Source organism: Gracilimonas sediminicola, assembly GCF_024320785.1.
Lineage (GTDB): Bacteria > Bacteroidota > Rhodothermia > Balneolales > Balneolaceae > Gracilimonas > Gracilimonas sediminicola.
On sequence record NZ_JANDBC010000001.1, the window covers coordinates 860,929 to 887,906 of the forward strand.

Here is a 26,978-nt window from a genome sequence, read left to right on the forward strand (position 1 = left end):
ATTAATTGAATTTTCTAATGGCCTGAACCGGGTTTAGCTTAAGCGTTCGAACAGCGGGGTAGATCGCTGACAAAAGTGCCGCAACGGCAATCAGTAGAGTTATATTTAAATAATAGGCAGCGGACAGCTCAGGATAGATTATTGTACTAAAACCATACTCGCTTAATCCTTCTGAAAAAGCGCTTAAATCAATACCGGAATGTGAGAAATATGAGATGGTAAGCCAGCTGAACAGAAGGCCTAAAGGTGTCCCTGCCATCGTCAGGAAAAAAGTTTCGAACATGATCATGCTAAACGTCCTGCTTTTATTCATCCCAATTGCGCGCAACATCCCAAGTTCTCTTGTTCGCTCAAGTACAGCCATCAGCATGGTATTTATGATGCTGAACACCAAGCCAATTGTTATAAGCACCATCACCATGTATAAAGAGATATCCATCATATCAAAGATGTAGCGAAGGTCAGGAGCAATATCTCTCCAGGTTTTGATTTTCAACTCCGGAAACTGTTCGCGTAATTGCCGGGCATATTCATCGGCACGCGATAGGTCATCTGTATCTACCCGGATGTTATGAACAGCTTGCCCGCTTCCTATTAACCGGTTCAAATCATCCTTAAGTACAAATACTGTGCTCTCGTCATATTGATTGCTGAAGGAATCAAAAATCCCCGCCACCCGAAATGCCCCTCCGGTTATTTCTCCATTGATATCCTGAAAACTCAGCACCATCCGGGAGCGCATACCAATATCCAGCCGCTCGGCAAGTTTACGCCCAATCACAATTGGGTTTCGGCGGTCTGAGGTAAGAAATGTACCCTCTGTCATGTATTGCTTGATAGCGAGCAAAGTATCTGTTGCCGGGCTCACTCCATTCACGGTAACCCCGTAACTGTTTCGTGTACTTTGGGCCAGTCCGGTTACCAAACTTTTGACAGAAATATCTGTTACATACGGTTCATTCTGCAGGGTTTCTTTTACCTCATCCGCTTTATCCACCTGGTACTTAGGATTGTAGAGGTCATCAAACCGGGGATGCATAATCTGAATATGCCCGACCGAAAGTTCGATCTGATTACTCAGAGAATCCTGCACCATACCATTTAAAAAACCGGCCGAGAAAATACCCGCCCAGGTTCCCAACAACACAGCTACTATAACCACGCTGCTTCTCATGGGGTTGCGCCAAATATTTTTCCATCCGAGCTTAATGATCTTCATCAACATATTAGGACCTCAATGCTTTTACAGGATTCAACCTGCTCGCCCTTATCAGCGGGATTATGGTAAAAATCAGGGTGATGATAAACACTATTACAGCTTGTGAGTAGAAAATGGATGGATCTGTAGCAAACTGTATAACCGGTTCCATACCATACCCTTCCATCACTTCGGTCATACTTTCCGGCAGTTGAATAGGATTGATATTGAAATACCATGAGATGGGAATAGAAATTAAAACCCCGACTCCCACCCCGATAAAGGTGATGACCAACATCTCGATAGCAAGAATAGACAGGATGGTAACCCTGGGGGTTCCCACGGCCAGCATCACACCTAATTCGTATGTTCGCTCACTTATCATCATGAGTACGGTACCCAGGATACCAAAGCCTACTACCATATAGAGAATGAATATCATAATCAGTCCGCTGCCACGGTCTGCTTCAATGCTCTGCATCAGTTCCGGCATTAATTCCTGCCATCCCATTATTTCATAATCGCCGGCTGAAAGTTCCTTCTTCAGATTAGTTACAACTTCTTCTACCTGATGTGCGTCATCAAGCATTAAAGCGATAGCTGTAACACGGTTATGGGAAGCAAAGAGGTTCTGAGCCGTCTCCAAAGGAAGCATCACCATGTTCTTATTCATTTCAGAACTTGGGAACCGGACTGAGCCTTTGATCTCGTATAGCCCTGTTGCACTTTGCCCCCGAAAACCCTGACCAATTAGAACCAGGCTATCCCCCGGTTGTACGCCAAGACGTTGCATCATCTCATTTCCTACCAATACCGACTTCTCATCATTTGAGTCAAAGTATGCGCCGGCTTGTAATCTTTCACGGGCATTGCTGAGGTGCTGCTCTTTGCTGACGTCAACCCCTAAAATCAATGCCGGCCGACTTTGGCTCTCTCCCGCAGCCAGTGCAAAAGACTGAAGCCGGGGCACAACATGGGCAACCTCATCATTGTTGTTCAGCTTACTAATTAGGGAGTCGGAAAAAACCAGGGTGTTATCAAGAGTCTGGTCTTCCCAATATCTAGCCTGATGAATTTGTATGTAGCCGGTAAAGGTGCCAACGGTATTCTCTATCATGTCATCGTACTGACCTTCCTGCATGGCCCTCATCACGGCTGATAACATCACTGCCACCACAATAGACAGAATCGTGATAAACGTGCGCCGACGATTCCGCCAGATATTTCTCCAAGCTAATCTGAGATTTAGCATATCATATTTTATTAGAACACAGATTTAACGGATGCTGCGAATTTTCACGGATTAAAACAATCCGTGATTATCTGCTCAATCTGTGTCAACAGTGTTCTATTCAAGACGTTTCATATTCTGTATGCTGAAAAATTGTTTTGAGATATCGATATTGAACTCCAGGTTTTGGTAGGTAACGATGGTTTTGTTACCCTCATCTTCCAGCGGTATCATTTCCAATTTAGTGGGGATTAATCTTCCTCCTATCTCTTTCACTTCTGAACCCTTCATGATTCTTACTAAAAAATCATCTTCATCATAAAACTCAGATCGCAACTGCAAATATTCATCTTTAGAAATAAAGGTATGAACCTTTGCCCATACAATGGGCGCTTCCGGTTTCGGTATCATTTCAATTCTGTAACAATCGTACCCGTTTATAGTGGTATCCTGCAAAAGCTTGTGGGTATAATCGGTAACGATCGAAGATTCCCTCACCAAATCGTTGTTTGAAAAGTCTGAACCCATCCAGGACTGACTCATCATAGACGGGGGCATTTTAATAGTTCGGTTTACATCCGGCAGCCAATTCCAGATTTCATTCTCTCTCATTAGAAAAGCTGTACCCTCGTCTCTTGCAGGCGCTGTAATCAAAATAAGGCTGAAATCTTCTCCTTTGCTCCAGCTCTTAAAGGAAACACTTCGCTCCCAATTCGGACGGACAATCTGCATGGTCATCTCAGCTTTTGAGCTTTCACCCTGCATCCTTTCGTTAGCTTGTTCAATAATTTGTGTAGCGTCCTGTGCCGGCAAACATTCACATAAAACAAATGCGGCTAATAAAAACAGTGATAGTGACTTAAGCATCATAAACCTCCTGATTTTGCCCCTATTTAAGCAAATGATGGAACAAAACAAATTACACACCAGAGGTTAAGATGTGATGAAGAGAAAACTGTTTATACCCGACTTAATATGCAGCTTAAATCTTCACTTTTTCAGGGGAGTACACCATGTCGAGAAAGTTTTGCAAAATCATGGATCCCACGCTGCCTGATTTTTCAGGGTGAAATTGTACCCCAACGAAGTTGTCTTTGGCAACGATGGCGGAAAAATCATTAATATAGTTACAGGTTGCCAGGGTATATTCACCTACCGGTGCGTAATAACTGTGCACAAAGTAGAGATAGTGCTTATCAATCAGATTTTTGAGAATAGCATGCTTTTGGGGATCATGAAGTTTATTCCACCCCATGTGTGGCACTTTTGCCTGAGTCTCGTTAAACTTCTTTAGGGAGCCGGGGATAATCCCGAGGCCAACCGTATCACCTTCCGTGGAGGACTCAAATAATAGCTGCATTCCCACACAAATCCCCAAAACCGGTTTATCTGTAAGTTTCAGCCATTGATCCACTCCCTTTTCTTCGAGCGATTTCATAGCTGCACTGGCGTGTCCAACACCGGGAAATATCACTGCTTTTGCCTGTTCCAGTTCTTCAGGGGTTTCTGCAAAGAAAAATTGTGCGCCCAGTCTGTCGAGTGCATTTGCGACAGAGGCAGTGTTTCCGGCCTTATACTTGATGATTCCTATCATAAATAATCTACAACGTCCCTTTCGAACTTGGGATCAGATTTTTGATGCGCCCGTTCTGTTCTATAGCCATCTTTAAAGCCCGGGCTAAACCCTTAAAGCATGCTTCAATTTTGTGGTGATCATTTTCACCTGAAAAGCTAACATGAATCGTTGCCTTCAAGTTCATTGCCAGGCTATAAAAAAAATGTTTTATCATCTCGGTAGGCATATCGCCTACATACTCTCTCTTGAAGTCGCCTTCAAACACTAAAAACGGACGTCCGGACAGGTCTACCGCCACTGTAGCCTGTGCTTCATCCATCGGCAGAACAAAGCCATATCGCTCAATACCCTTCTTATTTCCAAGGGCTTTGGTGATCACTTCACCCAATGCGATGGCCACATCTTCGATGGTATGATGTTCGTCCACTTCCAGATCCCCTTTACAAGTCAGCTTAAGGTCAATTAAACCATGGCGTGCAATTTGATCCAGCATGTGATCAAAAAAGTTCAATCCGGTGGATATATCGGCCTTTCCGGTTCCGTCCAGGTTTATATTGATGCTGATATCCGTTTCATTGGTCTTTCGCTCAAGAGATGCCTTTCGGGCTTCCCGGGTAATGAACCTCACCACAGCTTCCCAGTTTTCAGAGGACAGCAGCTCGTTCTCTTCTTTAAGCAGTTGCAGCTGCTGTTCAGAACCGGAAATCACTAAATCAGCTTCTCCTTCTTTTTCATAGGAGATGTGCTCCTGATCCAACAATAAAGCCTGTTCTTCAACAATCTCTGCATCCTCTATCAATAAAGTATGGCCGGACTCGCAGATCTTTTTTAATGAGATAAGAGAATTCTTCCTGAAACTGAACTTCTCATCAGGATCGGAAAGTGCATTTTTTGTGATAGCTATTAACATGGGTCCAATTTTTAATCTGAATCTATAATAATCCGAATGCCGGTATCATCCGGCTTCTATTTAATCTTATCTAAGGCTTCGAAAAACCGGTCGTTTTCTGCCTGAGTTCCAATGGTCAGCCTCAGACAGTCTTCGCAATGAGGTTCATTTCCCCGGTATCGAATGATAACCCCTTCTTCAGCCATTTTTTTATACACATCCATGGCATTTTTAATCTTAAAGAGAATGAAGTTCGCATCGGTCGGGTACACATAGTCAACGGCCTCATACTTAATCAGCTTGTTGATGACCCGCTCCCTTTCTTTCAAAATGGACTTAATATTTGTAGTGATATTCCCCAGGTTGGAAAAGGCCTGTATTGCTTTTTTTGAGGTCAGCTTATTCACGTTATAGGGAGCCTTCACCTTCATCATGTATGATATTACCTCCGGGTTGGCCAGTGCAATTCCGAGCCTGATTCCCGCCAGGCCAAACGATTTAGACATGGTTTGCAACACTACGAGATTTGGAAAATCATTCAGGTTATTGGCCAGACTCCCCTGCCTGCTGAAGTCGATATAGGCTTCATCTACCACCACAATTCCGTTAAAACCTTCCAGCACCCTCACCACATCCGAAATATTCATGCTGTTTGCCGTTGGGTTGTTGGGCGAACAAATAAATATGATTTTTGTTTCGGGCTGAACCGCATCCAGAATATTTTCCGGCTGAAGCTGAAATCCCTCGGTCAGCAGCACTTCATCTACCTGAACGTCATTGATGTTTGCCGATACTTTATACATTCCGTACGTTGGCGGGTTTACAATCACCCTGTCTTTTCCGGGGATACAAAACACCCGGAACAACAAATCAATGGCTTCATCGCTGCCTACTCCAACAAATACATTCTCTTTATGAACATCTCGGAAGGCTGCTATTTTTTCCCGCAACTCCTCCTGGTACGGCATCGGGTAACGGTTTAGCTCCAAATCGTCCTCAAAAGGAGCTCCCATACTGTTTTCGTTTGCATCCAGCAAAATTCCCCGGTCAAAATCATCCCGTGCACTTCGATAAGGCTTCAGGTTTCGGATGTTTTCCCGTACTAAGGCGTCAATATTTATTTGTTTGCTCATATACTTAAAAAGTCATCCTAAGCATACATGCGAAGGATCTTTGCTCGAAATATTTATCATTAATTTTCTTGCAAAACCTCTTCGCTTTCACTCAAAACGACACTAATTAGGTTTACTTATTGTATGTCTTTTAACCGGATACTTACAGCATTTTTATGTGCCTGAAGCTCTTCCAATTCTGCGAGTTTTTCCACTGTGGGACCCAGATTTTTTAATCCTTCTTCACTCAGTACCTGCATGGTTACTGACTTTTGGAAGGCCGCAAGGTTTACCCCGCTGTACATCCGCGCATACCCATAGGTAGGCAGGGTGTGATTGGTTCCCGATGCATAATCACCTACGCTTTCCGGCGTAAACTGCCCCAGAAAAACAGAACCGGCATTGGTAATCTTTTCTGTATGACTTTCTGCTTCTCCCACATTCACAATTAAATGTTCAGGAGCATATTCATTTGAGAAGTCAAAGGCCTGATTCAGATCCTCTACCTTAAGTATAAAGCTATGTTCGAGGGCTTCTTTGGCAATGTCTTTTCGTGGAAGTTCCTGCAGCTGATCTTCCAATTCCTGTTCCAGTTTTTTCAGATCAAAAGCAGCCGTGGCAACCAACACAACCTGGCTGTCTTGGCCATGCTCGGCCTGCGAAAGCAGATCTGCGGCAACATAAGCCGGATTTGCCTGCTCATCTGCTATTACCAATACTTCAGAAGGACCGGCCGGCATATCAATACTGATTTGAGCTTCCGAGTTTTGTAGAATCATTTTTGCAGCCGTCACATACTGATTACCCGGCCCGAATATCTTATCCACTTTTGGGACCGATTCCGTACCGACAGCCATCGCTGCTACCGCCTGTGCTCCGCCGGCTTTCAGAATCGTTTCCACACCGGCTTTTTGTGCGATATAAATAATTTCAGGAGCTATGCTACCGTCTTTTCGGGGTGGAGTTGCCAGCACTTTAGTAGAACAACCGGCAATCATAGCGGGGATGGTCAGCATCATAGCTGTTGATGGTAATACCGCCGTTCCACCCGGCACATAAAATCCTACCCGTTCGATAGGTCTCGCCACCTTCATGCATCGTACGCCCGGCATGGTTTCAACTTCTAACGGAGCCGGAACCTGCGCTTTATGGAAGGCATAAATATTGTCGAATGCCGTATCAATAGCCTCTTTTGCTTCTTTTGATAACGATACTTCCTGCTTCATCGGGTTGAAACAGACCTCATCCAAATCTACCCCATCAAACTTATGGGTAAACCTTCTGACCGCTTCATCCCCATCGTTTTCAACTTCATTGATGATAGGCTGAACCGTACCAAAAATAGAGGCGAAGTCAATCTTCGGTCGCTTCAGCAGCTCCGTGAGTTGTACCGGTTCTAAATCACTATAGTTATAAGTTCTCATTTCAATTTCATTATAGTTGAAGTAAGTGCCTCCAGGTAACGAAACGACCTGTAATGGGACAAGCAATAGTGTTCATATATCTGGCTTGGTAACACATGTTTTTCTTTATTCTCATAGTCGTTTTTGAACGCAAAGTCTTCGCAAAGCTCGCTAAGTTTTGGACTAATGCACTTTATGAATCAAATCACCCTTCAATATTGAATGTTCAATGTTCCTTGTTCGATATTCTACAAGATCATGCTTTCAATGGGCAGCATTACGATATCCGAAGCGCCTGCTTCTTTGAGTTCTTCCATCACTGTCCAGAATTTGTCCAGGGGAATCACGGTATGAATAGCTACCATATCGTTATCCGCCAACGGCATCACCGTAGGGCTTTTCATGGAAGGGATAATCTCCTTAATCCTTTCCACATTAGATGTGGATGCATTCATCATAATGTATCGGCTTTTCGCAGCCTTTTGATAGCCGTCCATCCTCACTAAAAACCGTTCAATCAGCTCCTTTTTGCCGGGTGAAAGTTCTTTGTTGGTTCGGATGAGCTGGGTTTGTGAGTGCAGAATAGTATCCAGCTCAACCAGTCCGTTTGCTTTCAGTGTGCCCCCGCTGGAAACCAAATCCACAATGGCGTCGGCTACTTTAAGCTGAGGCGCAATTTCTACAGCTCCGGATATTTCAACGATCTGAATATTTATATCTCGTTCTTCGAAAAAACGGCGGGTCAAATTTGGATAGCTCGTTGCTACTTTCTTCCCTTCAAAATCCTGTGGCGACTGAATTTCTCCGTCTTTAGGTGCTGCTAATGAAAGCCGGCACTTCCCGTATTGAAGATCCCGTATCGGGGTTACATCTGCACCGGTTTCCTGGGTTTCATTCGCTCCCACAAAACCCAGATCGCACACGCCATCCTGTACATACTCGGGGATGTCGTCATCGCGAAGTAATAATAGCTCAACATCAAAATTTCGAGTTTTAACAATCAGGTTCCGCTTGTAGTTATCGAACTCTATACCGATACCCTCGAGTAAGTCGATGGTCTTATCAGTCAGGCGACCGCTTTTTTGAATAGCAATACGTAAAGAGGTAGAAGAATCTTTTGTTCTGTTCATGAAATTAGTAAGTAATAAGAATTAGAAAATAGGTAGATAAAAGGTCAAAAAAGGTGCAATTAATGCACATGGATATGATGATGTCCGCGATGGGCATGATGGACATCGAGCGAAAGATGATGGATATGTAGGAGTGCGTCTTCCATTGCTTCAAATATAGGCAAAGCTTTGTTATTGGGTCAACTGTTTTTATTCGTCTTTATAATTTGATAATCAAACTGGATTGATCACTTATTTCGTTCAGTTCAGGCTCTCAGCTTTAGTAATCCTTTACGTGGTTCAACAGCTTTCATTTCTTTACCTTCCTTCAAAGTGAATTAACTAACCTGATATTTATGAAAATTGATGTAACCTGGCTTGGCAAAGACTTCCACATGGAAGCAGAAAATGAAACTGATGGAAAAATCCGCATTGATGGCAAAAATAATATTGGCGGACTCGAAGGTGGATTAAGCCCCATGCAATTGTTGCTGGCTGGTGTCGGCGGGTGCAGTGCTATTGACGTAATATCGATCCTCGAAAAGCAAAAACAAGACCTCACCGATCTTAAAGTAGAAGTGGATGCCGACAAACAAAAGCTGGATGCCGGTTATTCTGAGTATAAGACCATACACCTGCATTTTATCCTGTCCGGGAATCTGGATCCCAAAAAAGTTCAGCGTGCCTTAGATTTGTCCATCACCAAATACTGCTCGGTTTCCAAAGCACTGGAGAAAGGCTCCGAAATTAGCTACGACTACGAAATCAAATAATTAAAAATGAAAAATTAAAGATTAAAAATTACTCCTGAGTTCAGGTAATTTTTAATTCTACATTTTGAATTTTTCATTCCTAAACCGCTCAGAATTGCTTAAAAGCAGCATTTTGGCTATACTTGGAGATAGTTAATTACCAATAAATCAGATACTTACCTATGGCTAAATGCGAGTTATACCAAGACGTTAAAGGCGAATGGAGATGGAGACGAGTCTCCAAAAGCGGAGATATTGAGGCCTTTTCAAGTCAAGGTTTTGAAAAAGAAGAAGACGCCCGCAAAGATGGTAAAGATTGCAACGAATGCACCAGTTACCTGCGGAAGTTTTAGAACAACTTTTTTGTAGAACTTTAAAAGCCTCATCATTTGGTGAGGCTTTTTTTATGCTCTGGAATTCTACTGCTCATCAAAAGCCACAATGGCATTCCGTATCATTCGAACAGTGCTTTTATAAAATTCCTGAGGAATGGTTTCGAAGTCATCCGTATGGCGATGATAGTGTTCATGATCTGCCACCCCGAAGTACACAAACGGAACCCCTTTTTGATGGAATGGTCCGTGATCTGATGCATAGGTCCAGTCATCCAGTCCGCTGTCAGGGTTATCGTGGCCAAATAGTAAATTGATTTCACCGGTTTCCACATTCTCTAATACCGGTTTCAGTTCCGGATAATGAAAAGTACCAACCGCATAGATCTCATTTGAATCATTTTGCGCAATCATATCCAGGTTGATGTTCAGTTTCACTTTTTCAAGGAAAACAGAATCCTCCACGAAAGCTCTTGCTCCCTGTAATCCCATCTCTTCGGCATCAAAAGCTGCAAACACCAAGGTGTGATTGGGCTGTGTCTGGCTAAAGTAATCGATGTAAGCCAGCAGAGCTGCCGTGCCCGAAGCGTCGTCATCCGCTCCGTTATAGATCAGGCTGTCACGAATACCAAGGTGATCATAATGAGCGGTAATCACCATCACTGAATCCGTCTTTCCTTTGATTTGGCCAATGACGTTCACTCCGGTCATCTCCTCGCCGCTTCTATTAGTAAAGGTGAACTCATGGGTAAAGGAATTCTGAAATGGCTGAGCTCCCTCCTCTTCAAATCGTTGCACCAGGTATTCCCGGGCCTTGCGGTTTCCTTCCGTTCCGGCACGCCGGCCTTCCATCTCATCGGAAGAAATCACCCGAAGATCTTCAATAAGCTGTTCAGTATCTAACGTTGCTTGCTGTTGCTGAGTGGTACAGCCCAGGCTGATTACTAATAATGCAGCTAATAAAAGCAGTGATTTCTTCATCTAAATTTTGAGTTTTATGTTGAGTGTCTGTTTGTTTTACTTAAAAATATCCTTTGGAATATGCATAGAAACCAACATATGAGGCACATCCACCACCTCAGCTATTTTCAGGTCTCCGGCCAGCGAACATAGCGCATATGCATCCTGTCGATCCATGCCTTTCTCTTCCTCTAAGAAATCAATCATATATCGGGTAGCTTTCCTGGCCGCCTCATCAATGGTGGTTGCAAAAGCAGTAACCGCGTAATAGTCATCTGTCTCATATTGTGGCTCGCTGATTGTCCTTCCACCTTTAATCACCTCCACTTCATAAATAATATTCATGGGTGCTTCTATAGCAGTACCACAAACTTCTCCGTGTCCCTGGGCGGCATGGGTATCTCCTATCGAGAATAAGGCCCCCTCCACTAACACCGGGAAATAAACTACGGAACCTTCGGTGATGTTCGGATCATCCATATTCCCACCATTTTCCCGGGGAGGAATGGTTGACAGCATTTCTTCGGTATCAGGAGCAACTCCCATCACTCCCGGAAACGGCTTTAGCGGGATCTCGATATTCTCAGAAAATTTCGCTGTTTTTTTATCTTTACCCAGCTCAAACGTTTTCAGGTAGGGCTCAGTGAATTCATCAGCCAAAAATCCAAAACCGGGCACGATGGCGGTCCAGCCCCAATCGCCCATCTCAATTTTGTGAAGGGTTACTTTAAGGACGTCTCCGGGCTCGGCATTCTCCACATACACGGGGCCGGTTAGCGGATGAATGGGATCAAAACTCAAATTGGCTAAATCTTCTAAGGTAGAATTTACATCCAGCTGTTGATCAGAAGCTTCTTCAGTTCCAACTTTTATGACTGAACCTGATGGAACCGTCAACACCGGTTCAATGGCGCTGCTCCAGCGGTTATGTGTTTGATCGGATGTAAGCTCAAAATCAACTTCAGGAGCCTGAGTTGTTGACTCCTTTTCCATATCTACTTCCACACAACCTGTGTTGACAAACATTAACAGTGCCGATAAAATATAAAATGATACCCTAAACATAATTCTTCCTCATTTTTTTGGTGTGCAGAAATGTGAGGAGATCAGCTGAGTTTTACAAGTAAACAGACATAAAAAAACTCCTGTCTCTTTCGAAAGCAGGAGTTTCAATAAAATACCAAGTCCGGTGAAACGAGTTCACCAATACTTTCTTAACAGATTAAACGATCTTGGTAATTAAATCAGCGGTACGTGCAGAATAGCCGGCTTCATTATCATACCATCCGATAATTTTAACCAGTTTGCCATCTACTTTTGTAAGCTGACTGTCGTAAATATTTGAATGTGGGTTTCCAACAATGTCAGAAGAAACAAGTTCCACATCAGCATACTCGAGGATTCCTTTCATAGGTCCTTCGGCAGCAGCTTTAAATGCCGCATTTACTTCTTCGGCAGTGGTTTCTTTTTCTACTTCACATACAAAATCAGTCAAAGAACCGGTTAGGGTTGGAACTCGAACGGCTCCACCATCCAGTTTGCCATCCAGCTTAGGAAGCACAAGTCCAACTGCTTTAGCTGCACCTGTTGTAGTAGGTACAATGTTTGCAGCGGCTGCCCGGGCACGGCGAAGATCTTTATGCGGTCCATCTACCAACTGCTGATCACCGGTATAAGAGTGAATGGTGGTCATGAATCCTTTTACCAACCCAAAGTTGTCATCAAGTACCTTGGCCATAGGTGCCAGGCAGTTGGTGGTACAGCTTGCGTTGGAATAGATTTCGATGTCGTCAGAAATCTCTTCATCATTAACACCGAGAACGATGGTTTGAATATCGCCTGATGCCGGAGCTGAAATAACTACCTTTTTTGCTCCTGCTTCCAGGTGTTTTCCGGCACTTTTGACATCTCGGAAAAACCCGGTCGACTCAACAACAACTTCTGCACCAAGATCTCCCCATTTCAGATTCGCGGGATCTCTCTCAGCGCTCACATCAAAGCTCATTCCATCGATGGTCATTTTATCTCCATCTACAGAAACATCTCCAGGATACGTGCCCTGGGCTGAATCGTATTTGAAAAGATGAGCCAGAGTTTTAGTATCTGTCAGATCATTTACTCCAACAATTTCAATTGTATCTTTATGATTAGTTAGGATTGAACGGGTCACCATTCTACCAATACGGCCAAACCCGTTAATTCCCACTTTAATTTTTGCCATTTCGAATCCTGTTTATAATTGAATTTTTTATTCTTCTAACTTCACTAAGTAAGAATGTAAAACAGACTTGTAAAGTTCTTGTGAATCGTTGAAAGCTACCATTATCGCGCCCTATTTTCAATGTTTTCGACTACCTGGCGGGTATAATATCATCACCTTTGAATTGGGAGCGCTTTTCTGCGTATCTTTAGAGTAACAAAGCTTAAAATTCATCAAAAAATAATTCAAAACTATGCCCGACCAGACCTTAAAAAAGTACAAAAATGAGACGTACTTAGATTTTTCTGATCCCACTAACGATAAAGCTCAAAAAAAAGCACTTGAAGAAGTCCGGTCTGATTTTGGCCAGGAGTATGACCTCTACATCAATGGCGAATTTGTAAAAGGTGATGCCGGTACTTTTGAAAGTAAGAACCCATCCAACCTTTCTGAGACTATTGGAACTTTCCAAATGGCCAGCAAAGACCAAGCCTTTGACGCATTAGACAAAGCCTGGGATGCTTTCGAAAGCTGGCAATATGTTTCTGCTGAGAAAAGAGCAGAATACCTGTTTAAAGCAGCCGATGTAGTTCGCCGCCGAAGGCTGGAAATTAATGCCTGGATGATCAGCGAAGCTGGTAAAAGCTACCTCGAAGCCGATGCCGATACCTGCGAAGCCATCGACTTTATCGAGTATTACGCTCATGAAGCACTCCGTATTGATGACGGAATGGATGTATTATCTGAAACCTGGGGCGATTACAACAAAACCATTTATATGCCTATTGGCGCCGGTGTATCAATTTCTCCTTGGAACTTCCCTTTCGCTATTTTTGTGGGAATGGCCGTTGCCCCAATCGCTGTAGGAAATACCGTTGTAGCTAAGCCTGCCCCTGATACTCCACGCATGGGTTCCATCCTCACCGAGATTTTCGAGGAAGTGGGACTGCCAAAAGGCGTATTCAACTTTGTAACCGGTGGCGACATTGAAGTAGGCGAAAACCTTGCCAAGCATCCTAATACCCGGTTTATTTCTTTCACCGGATCTAAAGCCGTAGGTCTTCACCTGAATAAAATTGCAGCTGAAGTAGCTGACGGACAAAAATTCCTTAAGCGAATGGTTTGTGAGCTGGGCGGTAAAAATGCAACGGTTGTGGATGCCGATGCCGATATTGAAAAAGCTTCAACCGAGATTGTGAAAGGTGCCTTTGGGTTCCAGGGACAGAAATGTTCAGCCAGTTCACGAGTAATTGCCCATCAGGACATTTATGATGAACTGCTGGAGAAAGTGGCTGAAAAAACTAAAGCCCTATCTATTGGTGATGCCAAAGAAAACCATATTGCAGGTCCTGTAATCAATCAAAAAGCCGTGGATAAAATCATGAGCTACATTGAGATTGGTAAAAAGGAAGGCCGATTAGTAGCCGGTGGTAAACGTGCTGAAACTGAAAACGAAGGGTACTATATAGAACCTACCGTTTTTGCGGACATTAGCGAAGATGACCGAATTGCCCAGGAAGAAATCTTCGGACCTGTAACGGCCTTCATCAAAGCCAAAGACACCGACGATGCCCTTCGCATTGCCAACGGTGTTGATTACGGACTAACCGGAGCTTACTTCTCACAAGATCCTAAGAAAATTGACCGGGCATTGAGAGAATACCGCGTAGGTAACCTGTACATCAACCGCAAGTGTACCGGAGCCCTTGTTGGAGCCCAGCCATTTGGTGGCTTCAAGCTAAGTGGTACCGATGCAAAAGCAGGTGGACGAGATTACCTCAAGTATTTCCTTGAGCCGAAATCAACCACACTGCGTCCGGCTGATGGTGTTGATTATGAACTCGAAGATTTTGAGTTCGCAAATAAGTAATCCACCACAACAATTGATAAAATTAAAGCCCCGCTCATCAATGATGTGCGGGGCTTTTCTATATCTGTTATCAAAATGAGGAGTAGATTGAAATAAACCTGAATAAGATCGTTAATCCATAATCAAGGTGATCCCAAAGTATTACTAATCAAGGCTCAAGAGTGTAGAATTAGTCATCCAAATCTACATCATCGGGGGCATCATCGTCATCGGAAACCAGGTCGTCCACATCAGGTGTATCGTCCAGGTCAACGTCTTCATCTTCATCCGTAACAGGAGCAACTTCTTTCTTAGGCTTGGACTCGGCTTTAGCTCCGGCTCTCCTCAGGATTAGTGCAATGTCGTCCTGCTCATTATCCATGGCGATCATCATAGCCGTATCCCCATTCTTATCCCGCAGTTTTACGTTGGCGCCCTCGTCAATCAAATACTTCACCACATCTGTATTACCTTCTTTTGCCGCAAGCATCAGTGCGGTGTGCCCCCATCGTTGCTGGGCATCAACATCAGCGCCGGCTTCCACCAATAATTTTACAGCTTCAATATTTCCTGTGCGGGAAGCTGCAATCAAAGCAAGGTTACCAATACCGGCCCCTTTTTCGAGGAAATATTCCAACAATTCCAGGTTGGCGTTTTCAGCTGCACGGTTTAAAGCTGTTCCTCCCATTTTGGTTTCTATATTCAGATCAGCTCCCTCTTCTACAAGAAACTTAGCTACTTCAGTATGATTTTTTTCAGAAGCCAAAATGAGAGCAGAGGCACCACTCTTGTTGGTTTCATTGATGTCCGACTTGCCTTTTAAAAGCTTTTTCAGCTCTTCCAAATTACCGGCTTTAGCTGCCTCAAAAATTTCAGATTGCTCCATAATATGCTATGATTTTAGCTTTGCAATTGGCGTGATGATAAAAAACCGAACGTATATCTCAAATTAATTCTTCAAGAAAATTAATTCAGCACTCCCTCAACGTCGTAGCCTCTTATTAATTCCTCTCCTGTCAGTCTTTTTGTGCCGGGAAGCTGTACTTCGGTCAATTCTACCGTACCATCCAGGCACCCGACAAGCAGCTTGTCATCCTTAACCAACAACTCTCCGGGATCAATATTTGCAGCTATCCCTAAACGCGACCGATACATATTGAACTTCTCTCCATTCCAATTAGCCCAGGCAGTTGGGAAAGGGCTCAGGCCTCTGATTTTATTATGAACATCTGCTGCCGGTTTATTGAAGTCGATGTGGCAGTCGTCTCTGAAGAGCTTAGGCGCCGGGGTAGCTATGGAGTGATCCTGGGCTGATAAGGTATAATCCTCAGAATCAATTTTGTGAATGCTCTCCAGCAGCAACTCGCTCCCCATGTCCCTGAGCCGGTTGTACAATTCACCGGTCGTTTCATTATCTCCGATTTTTGTCTTTTGCTGAAGGATGATATTGCCGGTGTCCACTTTTTCATCCAAAAAGAAAACAGTGCAGCCGGTCTCTTCCTCTCCATTAATAATAGCCCAGTGAATAGGAGCCGCGCCCCGGTATTTGGGCAACAGGGAAGCGTGTAAGTTTATAGAGCCTTTTTTCGGGATATTTAGAACGGAAGTAGGCAAAATGCGAAATGCTACAACCACAAAAAGGTCGGCTTCCAGTGCTTTCAATTGTGTTCCGAATTGCGGTGATGAAAGGTCATCAACCTCAATTAAAGGAAGTCCCAATTCCAGCGCTTTTGCCTTAACAAGTGTCGGGGACTTCTTCGACCCCCGCCCTCGCCTTTTGTCCACATTGCTTACCACTGCCTTTATGGTATGTTCGGAATGATGAATTTGCTCCAGGCTTGGAATGGCAAATTCAGGTGAACCCATAAAAACAATATTCATCGCTATGCTTCTTCCTGTTTGGGGACTACCGGGTATTTTACCTTTTTATTGCCTTCATCAATCTCTTTAAGCTCTTTTTTGTGCATTCTTTTTTTGAAGGCACTCAGGTAATCCAGAAATAGCACTCCTTCAAGATGATCATATTCATGCTGAATTACTCTTGAAGTCCACCCGCCGGCTTCCAGCCTATGCTTATTAAAATCCCGGTCAAAAAACTCGATGATCACCGTTTCGGGGCGAAACACTTTATCGTTCACTTCCGGGATGCTCAGGCAACCTTCTTCGAGTGGCACCTTATTTCCTCTTTTTTCCAGGATCAACGGATTGATAAAAACCATAGGGCCGTAAGGAACTTCACCATCCTCGATCATAGAGTCGGTATCCATCACAAACAATTTGATAGACCGGCCAATTTGCGGAGCAGCCAATCCAACGCCATCAGCGTTATACATGGTCTCCAGCATATTATCGATCAGAGTTTGCAGTTCCGGACTGTCTTCTTCTATTTCATCTGCTTGTTTCCGTAAAACCGGATCATCGTACGTTACAATTGGTAATATGGGCATATGTTATATTAAGAATTCGAATCTAAGTAGTTTTGTAAAATGATGGCAGCAGCAATACGGTCAACCCGTCCCTTTTCACGTCTCTTTTTTTGGGGAACTCCAGCCTCAATCATAAGGCTACGCGCCTGGTTCGATGTGTATCGCTCATCAACTTTTGCAATGTCTATATTTGGGAAAGAATGGCGCAGTTTTTTTATAAAATTATTAACCATTTGTGTGGCCGACCCTTCTTCTCCTTTAAGAGACAAAGGCCAACCAACAACAAATTTTTCTACAGAAGCGTTTTCTGTGATTTTCTGAATTTCAGATAACGCTTCCTCAGGGGAAAAGGTGCCGACCGGTGAAGCTATGGTTTTGAGTAGGTCGGTTTGAGCAATACCCACTCTCTTTTTTCCAACATCAATACCGACAAGCCGTGCATATTCCTGCAACTATCTGTTTACCCCTGAATTATTTATCCTTCTTTACGTCCTCTAAAGGCTGTCGCAGAAACTTCTTCATCAACTTACTGGGCTTGAAGTGTGTTTTGCGATGTGCGGGCACGTAAATAACTTCGTTTGTCTTAGGATTTCTGGCTTTTGGTTTAGCCTTTGTTTCTTTTACTTCAAATACTCCAAAGTCACGAATTTCGATTCTGCACTCTGTATCAGCAGACATCATAATTTCTCGTAAAGCTACAATCACAGCATCAACCCATGGTTCTGCTTGAATCATAGGTTCATCCATTGCTTCTGCAACCCGACGTACAACGTCTCGTTTTGTGTAAGTCATCATAGTTTTTATAGATTATGTTAAGTGCCTTTTATTTACTTGTGGCACGTTTGTCCTTCCATAATTATTCGCAACTTTGTTTTCCTTAAGCTGTTTGACCTATAGCGAATAATCTTTCAGTATTGTAAAGATAACTTTAATAAAAATCTACCTAAACTGCATTAGAAAGGGTTACTCGTAGCGTAGAACGTTTTTAACACCTTCTACTTTTTCAAGTCGTTTCATGATCTTGCCGAGATGAGAGATACCGTCAACGTAAAGAGTGATAATTCCCTCGAACATTCCGCTGTCGCTGCTAACGTTGATACTTTTCATATTAGTCTCCAGCGATTTCGACAATACGTCCGTGATATCATTGATCATGCCCACCCTGTCGCCACCTATAACCTTGATGGCCCCAAGGAACTTGGTATCGATATTCTTGGCCCAGTTTACATCTACAATGCGTTCAGCTTCCGTCTTTAACAGATGCTGAGCATTATTACACATGGTCCGGTGTATTTTAACATCCCCGGTTCGGCTTATAAATCCAATTACATCATCGCCGGGAATTGGGTTACAGCAATTTGCGTACGAATATTTGATATTGCTGAGCTCGCCGTTGATGAAGAGCGACTTCCCGTCACCTACCGACCGGGCTTCACTGATATATTTATCCTGAATTTCCTCTTCAGTGATAGGATTGACTTCCACCTGCTCGTTATCTTCAATACGGCCCGTACTCTTAAACTTCTTCACTTCCCGGAACAGCTCGTTTACGTCAAACACTCCCGAACCGATATCAAAAAACAGCTCCTGGGTCGATTCATACTTAAACCTTTTTGCAAACCGATTCAGCTCCTGTTCCGAAATTTCAATGTTTCCACGGGCTGCTCTCTTGTTCCAAATTTCCCGTCCCTCTTCTGCAACTTTGCGCTGCTTCTGCTTAATAAACTGTCGGATTCGTGACTTCGCCTTATGGGTAACCACATCATCAATCCAATCCGGATTTAGATTGATCTTATTTCCGGTGATAATCTCAACCTGATCCCCATTCTGAAGTTTCTGACGAAGCGGCACCATCTTCCCGTTCACCTTGGCGGCCATAGCACGTTCACCGATTTCACTGTGAATTTCAAAAGCAAAGTCGATAGGTGTTGCATCCCGGGGCAGGGTTCTCAGTTCGCCGTCGGGTGTAAAAACATAGATCTCATCCTTATACAGGTTCAGCTGAAAATCTTTTACGAAATCGGTAGCTGCATCGGGACGTGGATTATCAAGTACATCCCGAACCCAATTCACGAATTTATCGAGAGTGTCGGACCCTTGTTGGGCTCCTTCCTTATACTTCCAGTGGGCAGCAAGACCTTTTTCAGCAATGTCATCCATCCTGCGGGTTCTGATTTGAACCTCAACTTTCCGGCCTTTATTGGTAATTACCGTGGTGTGTAGTGATTGATATCCGTTCGCTTTGGGCACGGAAATAAAATCCCGAAATCGTTCAGGAATTGGCGTGTACCAATCGGTGATGATGGAATACACCCTCCAGCAATCTTCTTTTGTATGCTGACCTTCCAGAATAATCCGAATAGCAAAAAGGTCATAAATTTCTTCGAAGGGTTTTTGCTGCCGCTGCATCTTCCGATAGATAGAGAAGATGTGTTTGGGCCGCCCTTTAATTTCAAATTTGAAATTCATTTTAGTCAGCTCATTCTGAATGGGCTGCATAAACTCATTAATAAATTCTTCCCGGTCCTCTCTTTTCTCCCGAAGCTTTCGGGCTACAAACTTGAAGGAAGTCGGATCTATGGTTTTGAAACACAGATCTTCCAGCTCGTTCTTAATCCGGAACAACCCAAAACGATGAGCAAGCGGGGCATACAAGTCCATGGTTTCCGAAGCAATCTTAATCTGCTTTTCCCGCTTCAGGTGTTGGATGGTTCGCATGTTGTGCATGCGATCGGCAAATTTAATCAGCACCACCCTGATATCCTCCGCCATGGAAAGCAGCAGCTTCATAAACGCCTCGGCCTGCTTGCTGTCACGGCTTTTAAACACCCCGGTAATTTTAGTAACTCCATCAATAATGATAGCCACTTCATCCCCAAACCAGTGCCGGATATCATCCAGGGTTACATCGGTGTCTTCAACGGTATCATGCAAAAGAGAGGCAATAACCGAAATATCATCAATATTGATTTCGCTGGCTACAATTTTGGCCACTTCCACCGGGTGGTAGTAGTACGGCTCCCCGGATGCCCGCTTCATGTCCTCGTGCGACATATAGCAAAGCTTAAAAGCCTTCGTCACGGCTTCCTCATCCAGCGAGTCAATGTGATCACGGCACACCGAAAGCAACTGCTTCAGATCTTCTCTCTGAGCCTTCTTTAATTTATAACCCTCAAGGTCATATTTATCTATGGAAGCAGTATCACTCATAAACTAATCCAGCCTAACTCCCTTCAAATGTAGGTATAACCCTCGTTTAAAGCACTTACTTATATTTTTCTGTACAAAAAAAGCGGATATGGAGTTCACATCCGCTGTAATACAATTAAGTGATTTTGATTAAAAACTTAAAGACACGCCAAACATAATTCTGCCGTTTTGAGCATCAGCCAGAGTAGGCTCGGCCAGCTCCTTGTTAGAATATCGGTATTCAACAAAAGGCTTTAACACTGGTATCACCGTTACCTTGGCGCCAACCGACAGATTCCAGTACAGGTTACTTTCGTTTCCATCTTCCGGACGGTTCCCCGGCAGGCCATTGTAGTCCTTAACTGCTTTCTCATAATTCTCGGTTCCAAGTCCTAAGCCTACGTAGGGTTCAAGAAGTCCAACCGAAACACCACCAACTGCAGCTACTCCTACATCATAATTGGTCAGGTCTTCAGAATAAGAGAAGCTCTGGTTGTTGGGATCTACGTTATTCTCTTCACTGAAATAGCTTCCATGCAATCTAAGCGATAGGTTCACCACCGGCAGTTTTTCAAGAATTCCTTTTTCGATTCGAAGGCCAAATCCATTCTTAGGCTTTTCATCACGAAGCTCATAGGAAGCTCCGATCTCAAGCTGGGCAAAAGTGCTTGCTGAAAAAATAACGGCCATTAAAATAGTAAGGGGTATAAAACGTCTCATAGCTTCTCTTTTAGTTGTTATTTGCTCAAAGTTACGAAACGAAGATGTGGATTCAATATTTGTTTAAATCTTTATTGAAGTAGTGAAAGGTAAAGCCGTATATTTGGCGCCTACCGGAAAGCCGCTGTGGTGGAATTGGTAGACACGTTGGACTTAAAATCCAATGGGTATTAAAATGCCCGTATCGGTTCGAGTCCGATCAGCGGTACAAAGCCTGCTTCTCAGAACAGAGAGGCAGGCTTTTTTTATTCTACACTGCGTGTACACTTCATAAATTGACTATTTACTCTATTTAACCACTAAATTTTTTTATTAGAAAATTTCGTTTAATATTAATTCATGTTATTATTTGGCCTGTTGCTTATAAGGCAATGAAAATTAATGGAACGAGATGGACAAGAAACAGAATAAAACAGTTATGATCGTTGAAGACGATCTGATTCTGAATCTTCTGTATGAAAGCTACCTGGAAAAATTGGGTTATGACGCGGAAGGGGAACTCGTATATGGTAAAACAGCCATCGAAGTAGCACAGAAGATTAAGCCCGACCTCATCTTAATGGATATTTCTCTTGAAGGGGAAATTGATGGCATCACAGCCATGAAAGAAATTCGCAAGTTTTCGGATGTACCCGTTATCTATATCACCGGGAATTCTGATCCTCACCATGTTCAAAGAGCCAAAGAAACCGAGTATCTCGATTACCTGGTGAAACCCATTGAATTTAACGACCTTAAAGAATCTATAGAGAGAAATTACAAGAAGATCCATAAATAGATTCACTTCACTACTACCACCTTCCTTCCTGACTAACCTAATTCTACCTAATCATGAAATCATCGCTTTCAGGATTCCTGATCTTTATAATCGCCGCTTTTACTGCGTGTTCATCAACAAAAACCACTACTTCGCCTGCTACTTCTGACGCTACTGAACAGAGCTTCAAACCTGAACGCCCCATCCCCTACGAGATCGAAGAACCCTGGGATTTTAAACAAGCTGTTGCAGATGGTTTCCGATCCTATAACGGAACTCCCGGCCCCAACTATTTCACCAACACCTATTCCTACAAAATTGATACCGAACTGGTGCCGGCCGATACCATGCTTTACGGTGAAGCGGATATCACCTACACCAATAATTCGCCTGATACTTTAAATTATATTCTTTTTGAACTGGCTCAGAATCTCCACAAAGAGGGAGTGCCCCGTAAGGAAATTGTAGAGATTACCGGTGGCATGAATATCACAAGGGTTTCTATTGGTGGTGAAGACATTGCCGGCATGAAGCGAAGTCGCCCAACTTATGTGGTGCAGGGCACAAACCTGGTTGTCTATCCTAACGAAAGGATTTTCCCGGGACAGACTACCGAACTCGAAATTGACTGGAATTTCAAAGTTCCGCAAGCAGGTGCAAGCGGACGCATGGGTTACAGCCGAAATAATCTGTACTTCATTGCTTATTGGTTTCCGCATGTTGCTACTTATGATGACGTTCACGGATGGTTTGGTGACGACTTTACCGGAAATGCCGAGTTTTATCACGATTTTGGAGACTACGAAATTAGTATAACCGCTCCAGAACAATGGCTGGTTATGAGTACCGGTGAATTTTTGAATCCGGAAGAAGTATTGGTTCCTGCTGTCCTCGATAGATATAATTCTGGACAAGAGTCTGATAGTGTCATTTCAGTTGTTGAAATCAATGATTTTGGAAGTTCAACAGTATCCGGTGAAGACGGAACTTTAACCTGGCGCTTTAAGGCTGAAAAAGTTCGTGATGTTGCCTTCAGTGCTACCTCTCAATCACAGTGGGATGCCATGCGAACTCCGGTTGGAGATGTGGACGGTGACGGCAGCGAAGACTATTCCCTCATTAATGCTTTTTGGAGAGAATCAGCCCCGCTTTGGGAAGATGCCGCAGACTACACGGCTCACTCTATTTCATTTTTATCTGATTATACCGGCATTCCGTATCCGTGGCCGCACATGACTTCCGTTGAAGGAGCCGGCATTATAGGCGGCGGGATGGAATTCCCGATGATGACGGTAATGGGCAGCTACAACAACCCGAACCCGAATATTCCCTTATCACAAAAAAAGCAGGCGCTGTATAATGTAACCGCCCACGAAATTGCCCACATGTGGATCCCGATGATTGTGAGCAACAACGAACGCCGGCACGCCTGGATGGATGAAGGAGCTACCACTTTTCATGAAGCCCACGCCCGCTGGGATAAATTTCCGGACAGCTTTAGCAGGCTGGATGAATTCAACAGTTACCTGCCCATTGCAGGCAGCTACCTGGAAGGCGAAATCATGAGATGGTCCGACTACCACTATCCCGGCCCGGCTTACGGCGTCGCTTCGTATCCAAAACCTGCTACTGTTTTAATTGCCTTACAGGGTGTGTTAGGTGATGATTTGTTTAAAGAAGCATGGACAAGTTTCATGGACCGCTGGGCATATAAACATCCCACACCTTATGATATGTTTAACACCTTTGAGGATGTTTCAGGCAGAGAACTTGACTGGTTTTGGCGATCCTGGTATTTCGAAACATGGACCCTGGATCAGACCATTGCTGATGTTACTCAAAGAGAGGATGAGGCTACCATAACCATCAAAGATTTAGGCAAAGTTGTGATGCCCGTTGATCTAACCATTACTTTTGAAGACGGCTCCGAAACAACCACTCGCATTGGCGTTGAAGACTGGATGATGGGCAAACGCACTACCTCCGTCACCATTGATGCACCGGCTATAATTTCCCGGGTAGAAATTGATGCCGATCATTACTTCCCGGATACAAACCGCGAGAACAACATTTGGGTAAGATAGACCGCTTAAAAAACTGCATACCTGTTATTTGAAAATCAGAAAGCCCTTGTTACCAAAGGGCTTTTTTATTGGCGATTATTTTTACCAAATTTGAGTTCTTACAATATCGCTAAGTGCTATATTCAGGGCGTTAAGGTTCACAACTATTCCACATGAAAATATTACGCAACAGGGCTTTTCGCTGGATTTTATTGATGCTCGGGCTCTCGGCTATCATTGCCCTCACAGGCATGAACGTTCTTTCTCTGTATGACTTGAGAGACCGCATGGTTGAAAGCGAAGAAGAACGTCGAATTGATCAGCTGGATGAGATCAACGATACAATAAGGAACCAAATTCTTGAGCCTTTGCGAGGACTATACCGGATAGAGCTTGAGCCTATCGAAAGCTCCCTTCAGCAAACCGGACAGCTGCCGGAGAATATTCAGGATGTATTGACCCGCTCATCCAAAAGCCCGTTTTTTAACAGTATTTATTTCACCCCTGAAAATGTTGACCCCTGCAATCCTGATAACTCTATTTACAGGTTTGATCCTGAGAACCAACAAATCACCCCTACTAATGACTTTCCGGATTTAGTTTGTGATGGTGTTGGGCTGGCACGGACCAAAACCAAAATTCAGCTTAACGATTTCAATTACCGTTGGAATAATAACTTTGAGTTTGATACCCATCGCAGCCTGAACATCGGGCTCATCAATCTTTCTGAAAGCCGGATGATCGGCTACATCACCCTCACGTTAAATGAGGATTATATCGTAAATGAGGTTCTTCCCCCAATTCTTACCAATTATTTTGGCAAAAGTGAGGAAACCGGGATTGTGGTCTGGGTTCGCGACTGGACCAATAACAGGGTTTTGGCTACTAACGATACAAACATTGAATACGACCGGAACCTTCGGGATCATGTGATGGGGTTCTCCGGCTCCGGCTTCTTCGACAACTGGTCGTTGAACCTTGCTTTTCTGGATGCGCCGGTTACCAATGCCTATAACGAAACCCTTATCAAAAACCTGATTGTACTTGGTGTGGCTGTGTTGTTCTTATTAGGGGCACTGATCTTCATGTTTGTGACCGCACAACGCGAACGACATTTAGCACAGCGACAGGCCAGCTTTCTTGCCAATGTAACCCATGAACTGAAAACACCTTTGGCGGTGATGCAGGCTGCAGGCGAAAATATTTCCGATGGCAGGGTCACCGAACCCAAACGTCTGAAGCAGTATGGCGAGCATATTTATAATGAGTCTATCCGGTTGAGAAGTATGATCGAGAAACTTCTGGATGTAGCCCGTGTTGACTCCGGCCAGAATATGATCAAAGCCGCTCCTTACAGCATTCACAACCTGATGAATAAATTCCTGAACGAAAACCGGGAGTACATTGAGAACAAAGGCTTTGAAGTGAAGTTTAAATCTTCGGCTGAAGACGCTTTGTGTATGATCGACAGCGACAGCTTCGAAACCATCGTTCATAACCTCACTGAGAACGCCATCAAATACAGCAAGGATGAGAAATGCATCGAGTACCAAATTTCATCCAACAAAGATAATGTCTTTTTCAGCATCTCGGATCATGGAATGGGAATTCCTAAAAAAGAACAAAAAAACATCTTCAAAAAGTTTTACCGCGTTGACGACTCCGATTCGAAGAGCACCAAAATTAAAGGGCATGGATTGGGGTTAAGTATCGTACGGAATATGGTTAGCCTGAATGGCGGAAAAATTGAAGTAAAAAGTAGTTCCGGCAAAGGCACAACATTTATTGTAAGATTTCCTAAATTGAATAAAGATGATGTTTCGAAAGAACAGCTGCAAAACATACAGACTGGTTCCTCGCCAACAGAAAATTTAAATAAGCACACGAAATATGTCGGATAAACGCATGAAAGTGCTCGTTGTGGAAGACGAGCCAAGCCTTGTTTTTACACTTCGGGATACATTGGAAAGTGAAGGGTACGATGTTTTAGTAAGTGAAGAGGGAACGCAAGCCGTGGAAATGGTAAAAGAGCATAAGCCGGACATCATGATTCTGGACATTATGCTTCCCGGTAAAAGTGGCTATGATATTCTGGAGGAAATCCGCGACAACAAATTTACTTTCCCCGTCATCATGCTGACAGCCAAAGACCAAGAGCCTGATAAAGTAAAAGGACTGAATCTTGGTGCCGACGACTACCTGACCAAACCGTTTGGTGTGAAGGAACTCCTTGCACGGATTGAAGCCCGACTGCGGCGTGCCGGCACGTATTCCACTTCCGGCGAAGTGGACATCCTTCAATTGGGCCCGATTAAAATTGACCTGCATGAGTCTGTGGTACATCGTCCGGATGGAGATGAAATTGAGCTGACATCCCGGGAAGTGGAGCTGATCCGCTACCTGTTAAAAAGCGCAAACGAACCGGTATCACGAGATGAGCTGCTGGAAAAAGTATGGCGCTATGAGTTCAGCACAAATACCCGAACGGTGGATGTTCACATTTCAAAGCTGAGAGCCAAAATTGAAGTACACCCTGACGATCCGCGTTACCTGATTACCTTACACGGTGTGGGCTATATGCTTCGAAACGGATAATCAGACCAGCTGATCCATTTCTTTTTGCTTCACAGATTCTACGAACTTCACAAAGTTTTCCACTTGTGATTCGAGTAAGTTTTGCTGGAAGTCATCGTTGATTCCCTCTGTTTCCGAGAACTCTTTTTCTACACGGGAGATAAAAACCCGCTCCGGAAACTGAAGTGCATTTCTGTAGTTTGCCACCATCTGAAATTGCTCTACGGCACGCAATCCACCAAAAGCACCGTTTGCCTCACCTATAAAAGCCATGGGCATCTTCTCAAAGGCTTCCGGAAATGGCAGGTAGTCTATAAACATTTTTAAAATACCGGGAAAACTGCCGTTATATTCCGGGATCACAAATACCAATCCGTCTGCTTCCAGCACCGGCTTTCTGAACTCCTCGATAGCAGGAAGCTTTTTACCATACCTTCCGCCTACAATTTCTTCCAAGGGGAAATCCTGCAGGCTGATTACTTCCACATCCGCTCCCTTTTCTGCATACAATCCCTGTACATATCGGGAAACTTTAAGGGCATTAGAATTTGGACGATCGGTACTGCTGATTATTTTTAGATTCATTAATCCTGTTTTAAGCTTACTGTGCATTCTCCTTCAACATACCAATTACTTTA

26 protein-coding genes and 1 tRNA gene are annotated in these 26,978 nt (G+C 43.7%); 8 read left to right on the forward strand and 19 right to left on the reverse strand.

Translation table 11 applies throughout. The features are described from left to right. Position 1 precedes the first annotated feature (1 nt). From NM125_RS03940 to hisG, 8 genes are all read right to left on the reverse strand, one after another. The gene (locus tag NM125_RS03940; protein WP_255133071.1) at positions 2-1,219 is read right to left on the reverse strand and encodes an ABC transporter permease; all 1,218 of its coding nucleotides are present in this window, start codon (positions 1,217-1,219) and stop codon (positions 2-4) included. Between the two features lie 7 nt (positions 1,220-1,226). Continuing rightward, positions 1,227-2,450 carry an ABC transporter permease gene (locus NM125_RS03945; RefSeq protein WP_255133073.1) on the reverse strand — a complete coding sequence of 408 codons (1,224 nt, stop codon included), beginning with the start codon at positions 2,448-2,450 and terminating at the stop codon, positions 1,227-1,229. Positions 2,451-2,546: 96 nt separating this feature from the next. After that, the gene (locus NM125_RS03950) at positions 2,547-3,299 is read right to left on the reverse strand and encodes an outer membrane lipoprotein-sorting protein (RefSeq protein WP_255133075.1); all 753 of its coding nucleotides are present in this window, start codon (positions 3,297-3,299) and stop codon (positions 2,547-2,549) included. 112 nt (positions 3,300-3,411) lie between these two features. Further along, positions 3,412-4,023 carry an imidazole glycerol phosphate synthase subunit HisH gene (hisH, locus tag NM125_RS03955; protein ID WP_255133077.1) on the reverse strand — a complete coding sequence of 204 codons (612 nt, stop codon included), beginning with the start codon at positions 4,021-4,023 and terminating at the stop codon, positions 3,412-3,414. Between the two features lie 7 nt (positions 4,024-4,030). Continuing rightward, on the reverse strand, positions 4,031-4,915 hold the full coding sequence (gene hisB / locus NM125_RS03960) for an imidazoleglycerol-phosphate dehydratase HisB (protein WP_255133079.1): 885 nt from the start codon (positions 4,913-4,915) through the stop codon (positions 4,031-4,033). A 56-nt stretch (positions 4,916-4,971) separates the two neighbouring features. After that, positions 4,972-6,027, reverse strand: a complete 1,056-nt coding sequence (gene hisC, locus NM125_RS03965; protein WP_255133081.1) for a histidinol-phosphate transaminase — start codon at positions 6,025-6,027, stop codon at positions 4,972-4,974. Positions 6,028-6,143: 116 nt separating this feature from the next. Next, positions 6,144-7,430, reverse strand: coding sequence for a histidinol dehydrogenase (gene hisD, locus NM125_RS03970; RefSeq protein ID WP_255133083.1), 1,287 nt, complete (start codon positions 7,428-7,430; stop codon positions 6,144-6,146). A gap of 227 nt (positions 7,431-7,657) precedes the next feature. Beyond that, on the reverse strand, positions 7,658-8,539 hold the full coding sequence (hisG, locus tag NM125_RS03975; protein WP_255133085.1) for an ATP phosphoribosyltransferase: 882 nt from the start codon (positions 8,537-8,539) through the stop codon (positions 7,658-7,660). Between the two features lie 335 nt (positions 8,540-8,874). On the opposite strand from hisG, the gene NM125_RS03980 reads away from it, so the two are divergent. Together NM125_RS03980 and NM125_RS03985 are read left to right on the forward strand one after the other, a co-directional pair. Continuing rightward, positions 8,875-9,291 carry an OsmC family protein gene (locus tag NM125_RS03980; RefSeq protein WP_255133086.1) on the forward strand — a complete coding sequence of 139 codons (417 nt, stop codon included), beginning with the start codon at positions 8,875-8,877 and terminating at the stop codon, positions 9,289-9,291. A gap of 161 nt (positions 9,292-9,452) precedes the next feature. Continuing rightward, on the forward strand, positions 9,453-9,623 hold the full coding sequence (locus tag NM125_RS03985) for a YegP family protein (RefSeq protein WP_020404701.1): 171 nt from the start codon (positions 9,453-9,455) through the stop codon (positions 9,621-9,623). 66 nt (positions 9,624-9,689) lie between these two features. Here the strand turns inward: NM125_RS03985 and NM125_RS03990 are convergent, their stop codons facing one another. The 3 genes from NM125_RS03990 to gap all read right to left on the reverse strand — a co-directional run bounded on the left by NM125_RS03990 (position 9,690) and on the right by gap (position 12,783). Continuing rightward, entirely contained in the window at positions 9,690-10,583 is an 894-nt protein-coding gene (locus NM125_RS03990; protein ID WP_255133090.1) for a M20/M25/M40 family metallo-hydrolase, read from the reverse strand. 36 nt (positions 10,584-10,619) lie between these two features. Further along, positions 10,620-11,588 carry an acetamidase/formamidase family protein gene (locus NM125_RS03995; RefSeq protein WP_255133092.1) on the reverse strand — a complete coding sequence of 323 codons (969 nt, stop codon included), beginning with the start codon at positions 11,586-11,588 and terminating at the stop codon, positions 10,620-10,622. A 196-nt stretch (positions 11,589-11,784) separates the two neighbouring features. Continuing rightward, entirely contained in the window at positions 11,785-12,783 is a 999-nt protein-coding gene (gene gap, locus NM125_RS04000; protein WP_255133094.1) for a type I glyceraldehyde-3-phosphate dehydrogenase, read from the reverse strand. Between the two features lie 232 nt (positions 12,784-13,015). On the opposite strand from gap, the gene pruA reads away from it, so the two are divergent. Continuing rightward, complete coding sequence (gene pruA / locus NM125_RS04005; RefSeq protein ID WP_255133096.1) at positions 13,016-14,632, forward strand: L-glutamate gamma-semialdehyde dehydrogenase; 1,617 nt, start codon at positions 13,016-13,018, stop codon at positions 14,630-14,632. A 169-nt stretch (positions 14,633-14,801) separates the two neighbouring features. Here the strand turns inward: pruA and NM125_RS04010 are convergent, their stop codons facing one another. From NM125_RS04010 to NM125_RS04040, 7 genes are all read right to left on the reverse strand, one after another. Continuing rightward, positions 14,802-15,497: an ankyrin repeat domain-containing protein gene (locus NM125_RS04010; RefSeq protein WP_255133098.1), complete on the reverse strand. Its 696-nt coding sequence runs from the start codon at positions 15,495-15,497 to the stop codon at positions 14,802-14,804. A gap of 80 nt (positions 15,498-15,577) precedes the next feature. Continuing rightward, positions 15,578-16,492: a methionyl-tRNA formyltransferase gene (gene fmt / locus NM125_RS04015; RefSeq protein WP_255133100.1), complete on the reverse strand. Its 915-nt coding sequence runs from the start codon at positions 16,490-16,492 to the stop codon at positions 15,578-15,580. A 2-nt stretch (positions 16,493-16,494) separates the two neighbouring features. Next, positions 16,495-17,058 carry a peptide deformylase gene (gene def, locus NM125_RS04020; RefSeq protein WP_255133102.1) on the reverse strand — a complete coding sequence of 188 codons (564 nt, stop codon included), beginning with the start codon at positions 17,056-17,058 and terminating at the stop codon, positions 16,495-16,497. A gap of 8 nt (positions 17,059-17,066) precedes the next feature. After that, positions 17,067-17,489, reverse strand: coding sequence for a Holliday junction resolvase RuvX (gene ruvX, locus NM125_RS04025; protein ID WP_255133104.1), 423 nt, complete (start codon positions 17,487-17,489; stop codon positions 17,067-17,069). A gap of 19 nt (positions 17,490-17,508) precedes the next feature. Then, positions 17,509-17,832, reverse strand: a complete 324-nt coding sequence (locus NM125_RS04030) for an HU family DNA-binding protein (protein WP_255133106.1) — start codon at positions 17,830-17,832, stop codon at positions 17,509-17,511. Between the two features lie 168 nt (positions 17,833-18,000). Then, positions 18,001-20,247 carry a RelA/SpoT family protein gene (locus tag NM125_RS04035; RefSeq protein WP_255133108.1) on the reverse strand — a complete coding sequence of 749 codons (2,247 nt, stop codon included), beginning with the start codon at positions 20,245-20,247 and terminating at the stop codon, positions 18,001-18,003. A gap of 129 nt (positions 20,248-20,376) precedes the next feature. After that, positions 20,377-20,946: a porin family protein gene (locus tag NM125_RS04040; protein ID WP_255133110.1), complete on the reverse strand. Its 570-nt coding sequence runs from the start codon at positions 20,944-20,946 to the stop codon at positions 20,377-20,379. Between the two features lie 120 nt (positions 20,947-21,066). On the opposite strand from NM125_RS04040, the gene NM125_RS04045 reads away from it, so the two are divergent. The 5 genes from NM125_RS04045 (at position 21,067) to NM125_RS04065 (ending at position 26,361) form a co-directional block, all read left to right on the forward strand. Further along, positions 21,067-21,154: transfer RNA gene (locus NM125_RS04045), tRNA-Leu, on the forward strand. 183 nt (positions 21,155-21,337) lie between these two features. Then, complete coding sequence (locus NM125_RS04050; RefSeq protein WP_255133113.1) at positions 21,338-21,724, forward strand: response regulator; 387 nt, start codon at positions 21,338-21,340, stop codon at positions 21,722-21,724. 53 nt (positions 21,725-21,777) lie between these two features. Next, positions 21,778-23,787: a M1 family metallopeptidase gene (locus NM125_RS04055; RefSeq protein ID WP_255133114.1), complete on the forward strand. Its 2,010-nt coding sequence runs from the start codon at positions 21,778-21,780 to the stop codon at positions 23,785-23,787. A gap of 152 nt (positions 23,788-23,939) precedes the next feature. Further along, the gene (locus NM125_RS04060; protein WP_255133116.1) at positions 23,940-25,667 is read left to right on the forward strand and encodes a sensor histidine kinase; all 1,728 of its coding nucleotides are present in this window, start codon (positions 23,940-23,942) and stop codon (positions 25,665-25,667) included. Then, entirely contained in the window at positions 25,657-26,361 is a 705-nt protein-coding gene (locus tag NM125_RS04065; protein ID WP_255133118.1) for a response regulator transcription factor, read from the forward strand. Before NM125_RS04060 ends, NM125_RS04065 begins: the two co-directional genes overlap by 11 nt. Here the strand turns inward: NM125_RS04065 and NM125_RS04070 are convergent, their stop codons facing one another. Continuing rightward, entirely contained in the window at positions 26,362-26,925 is a 564-nt protein-coding gene (locus NM125_RS04070; RefSeq protein ID WP_255133120.1) for an NADPH-dependent FMN reductase, read from the reverse strand. Positions 26,926-26,978 lie beyond the last annotated feature (53 nt).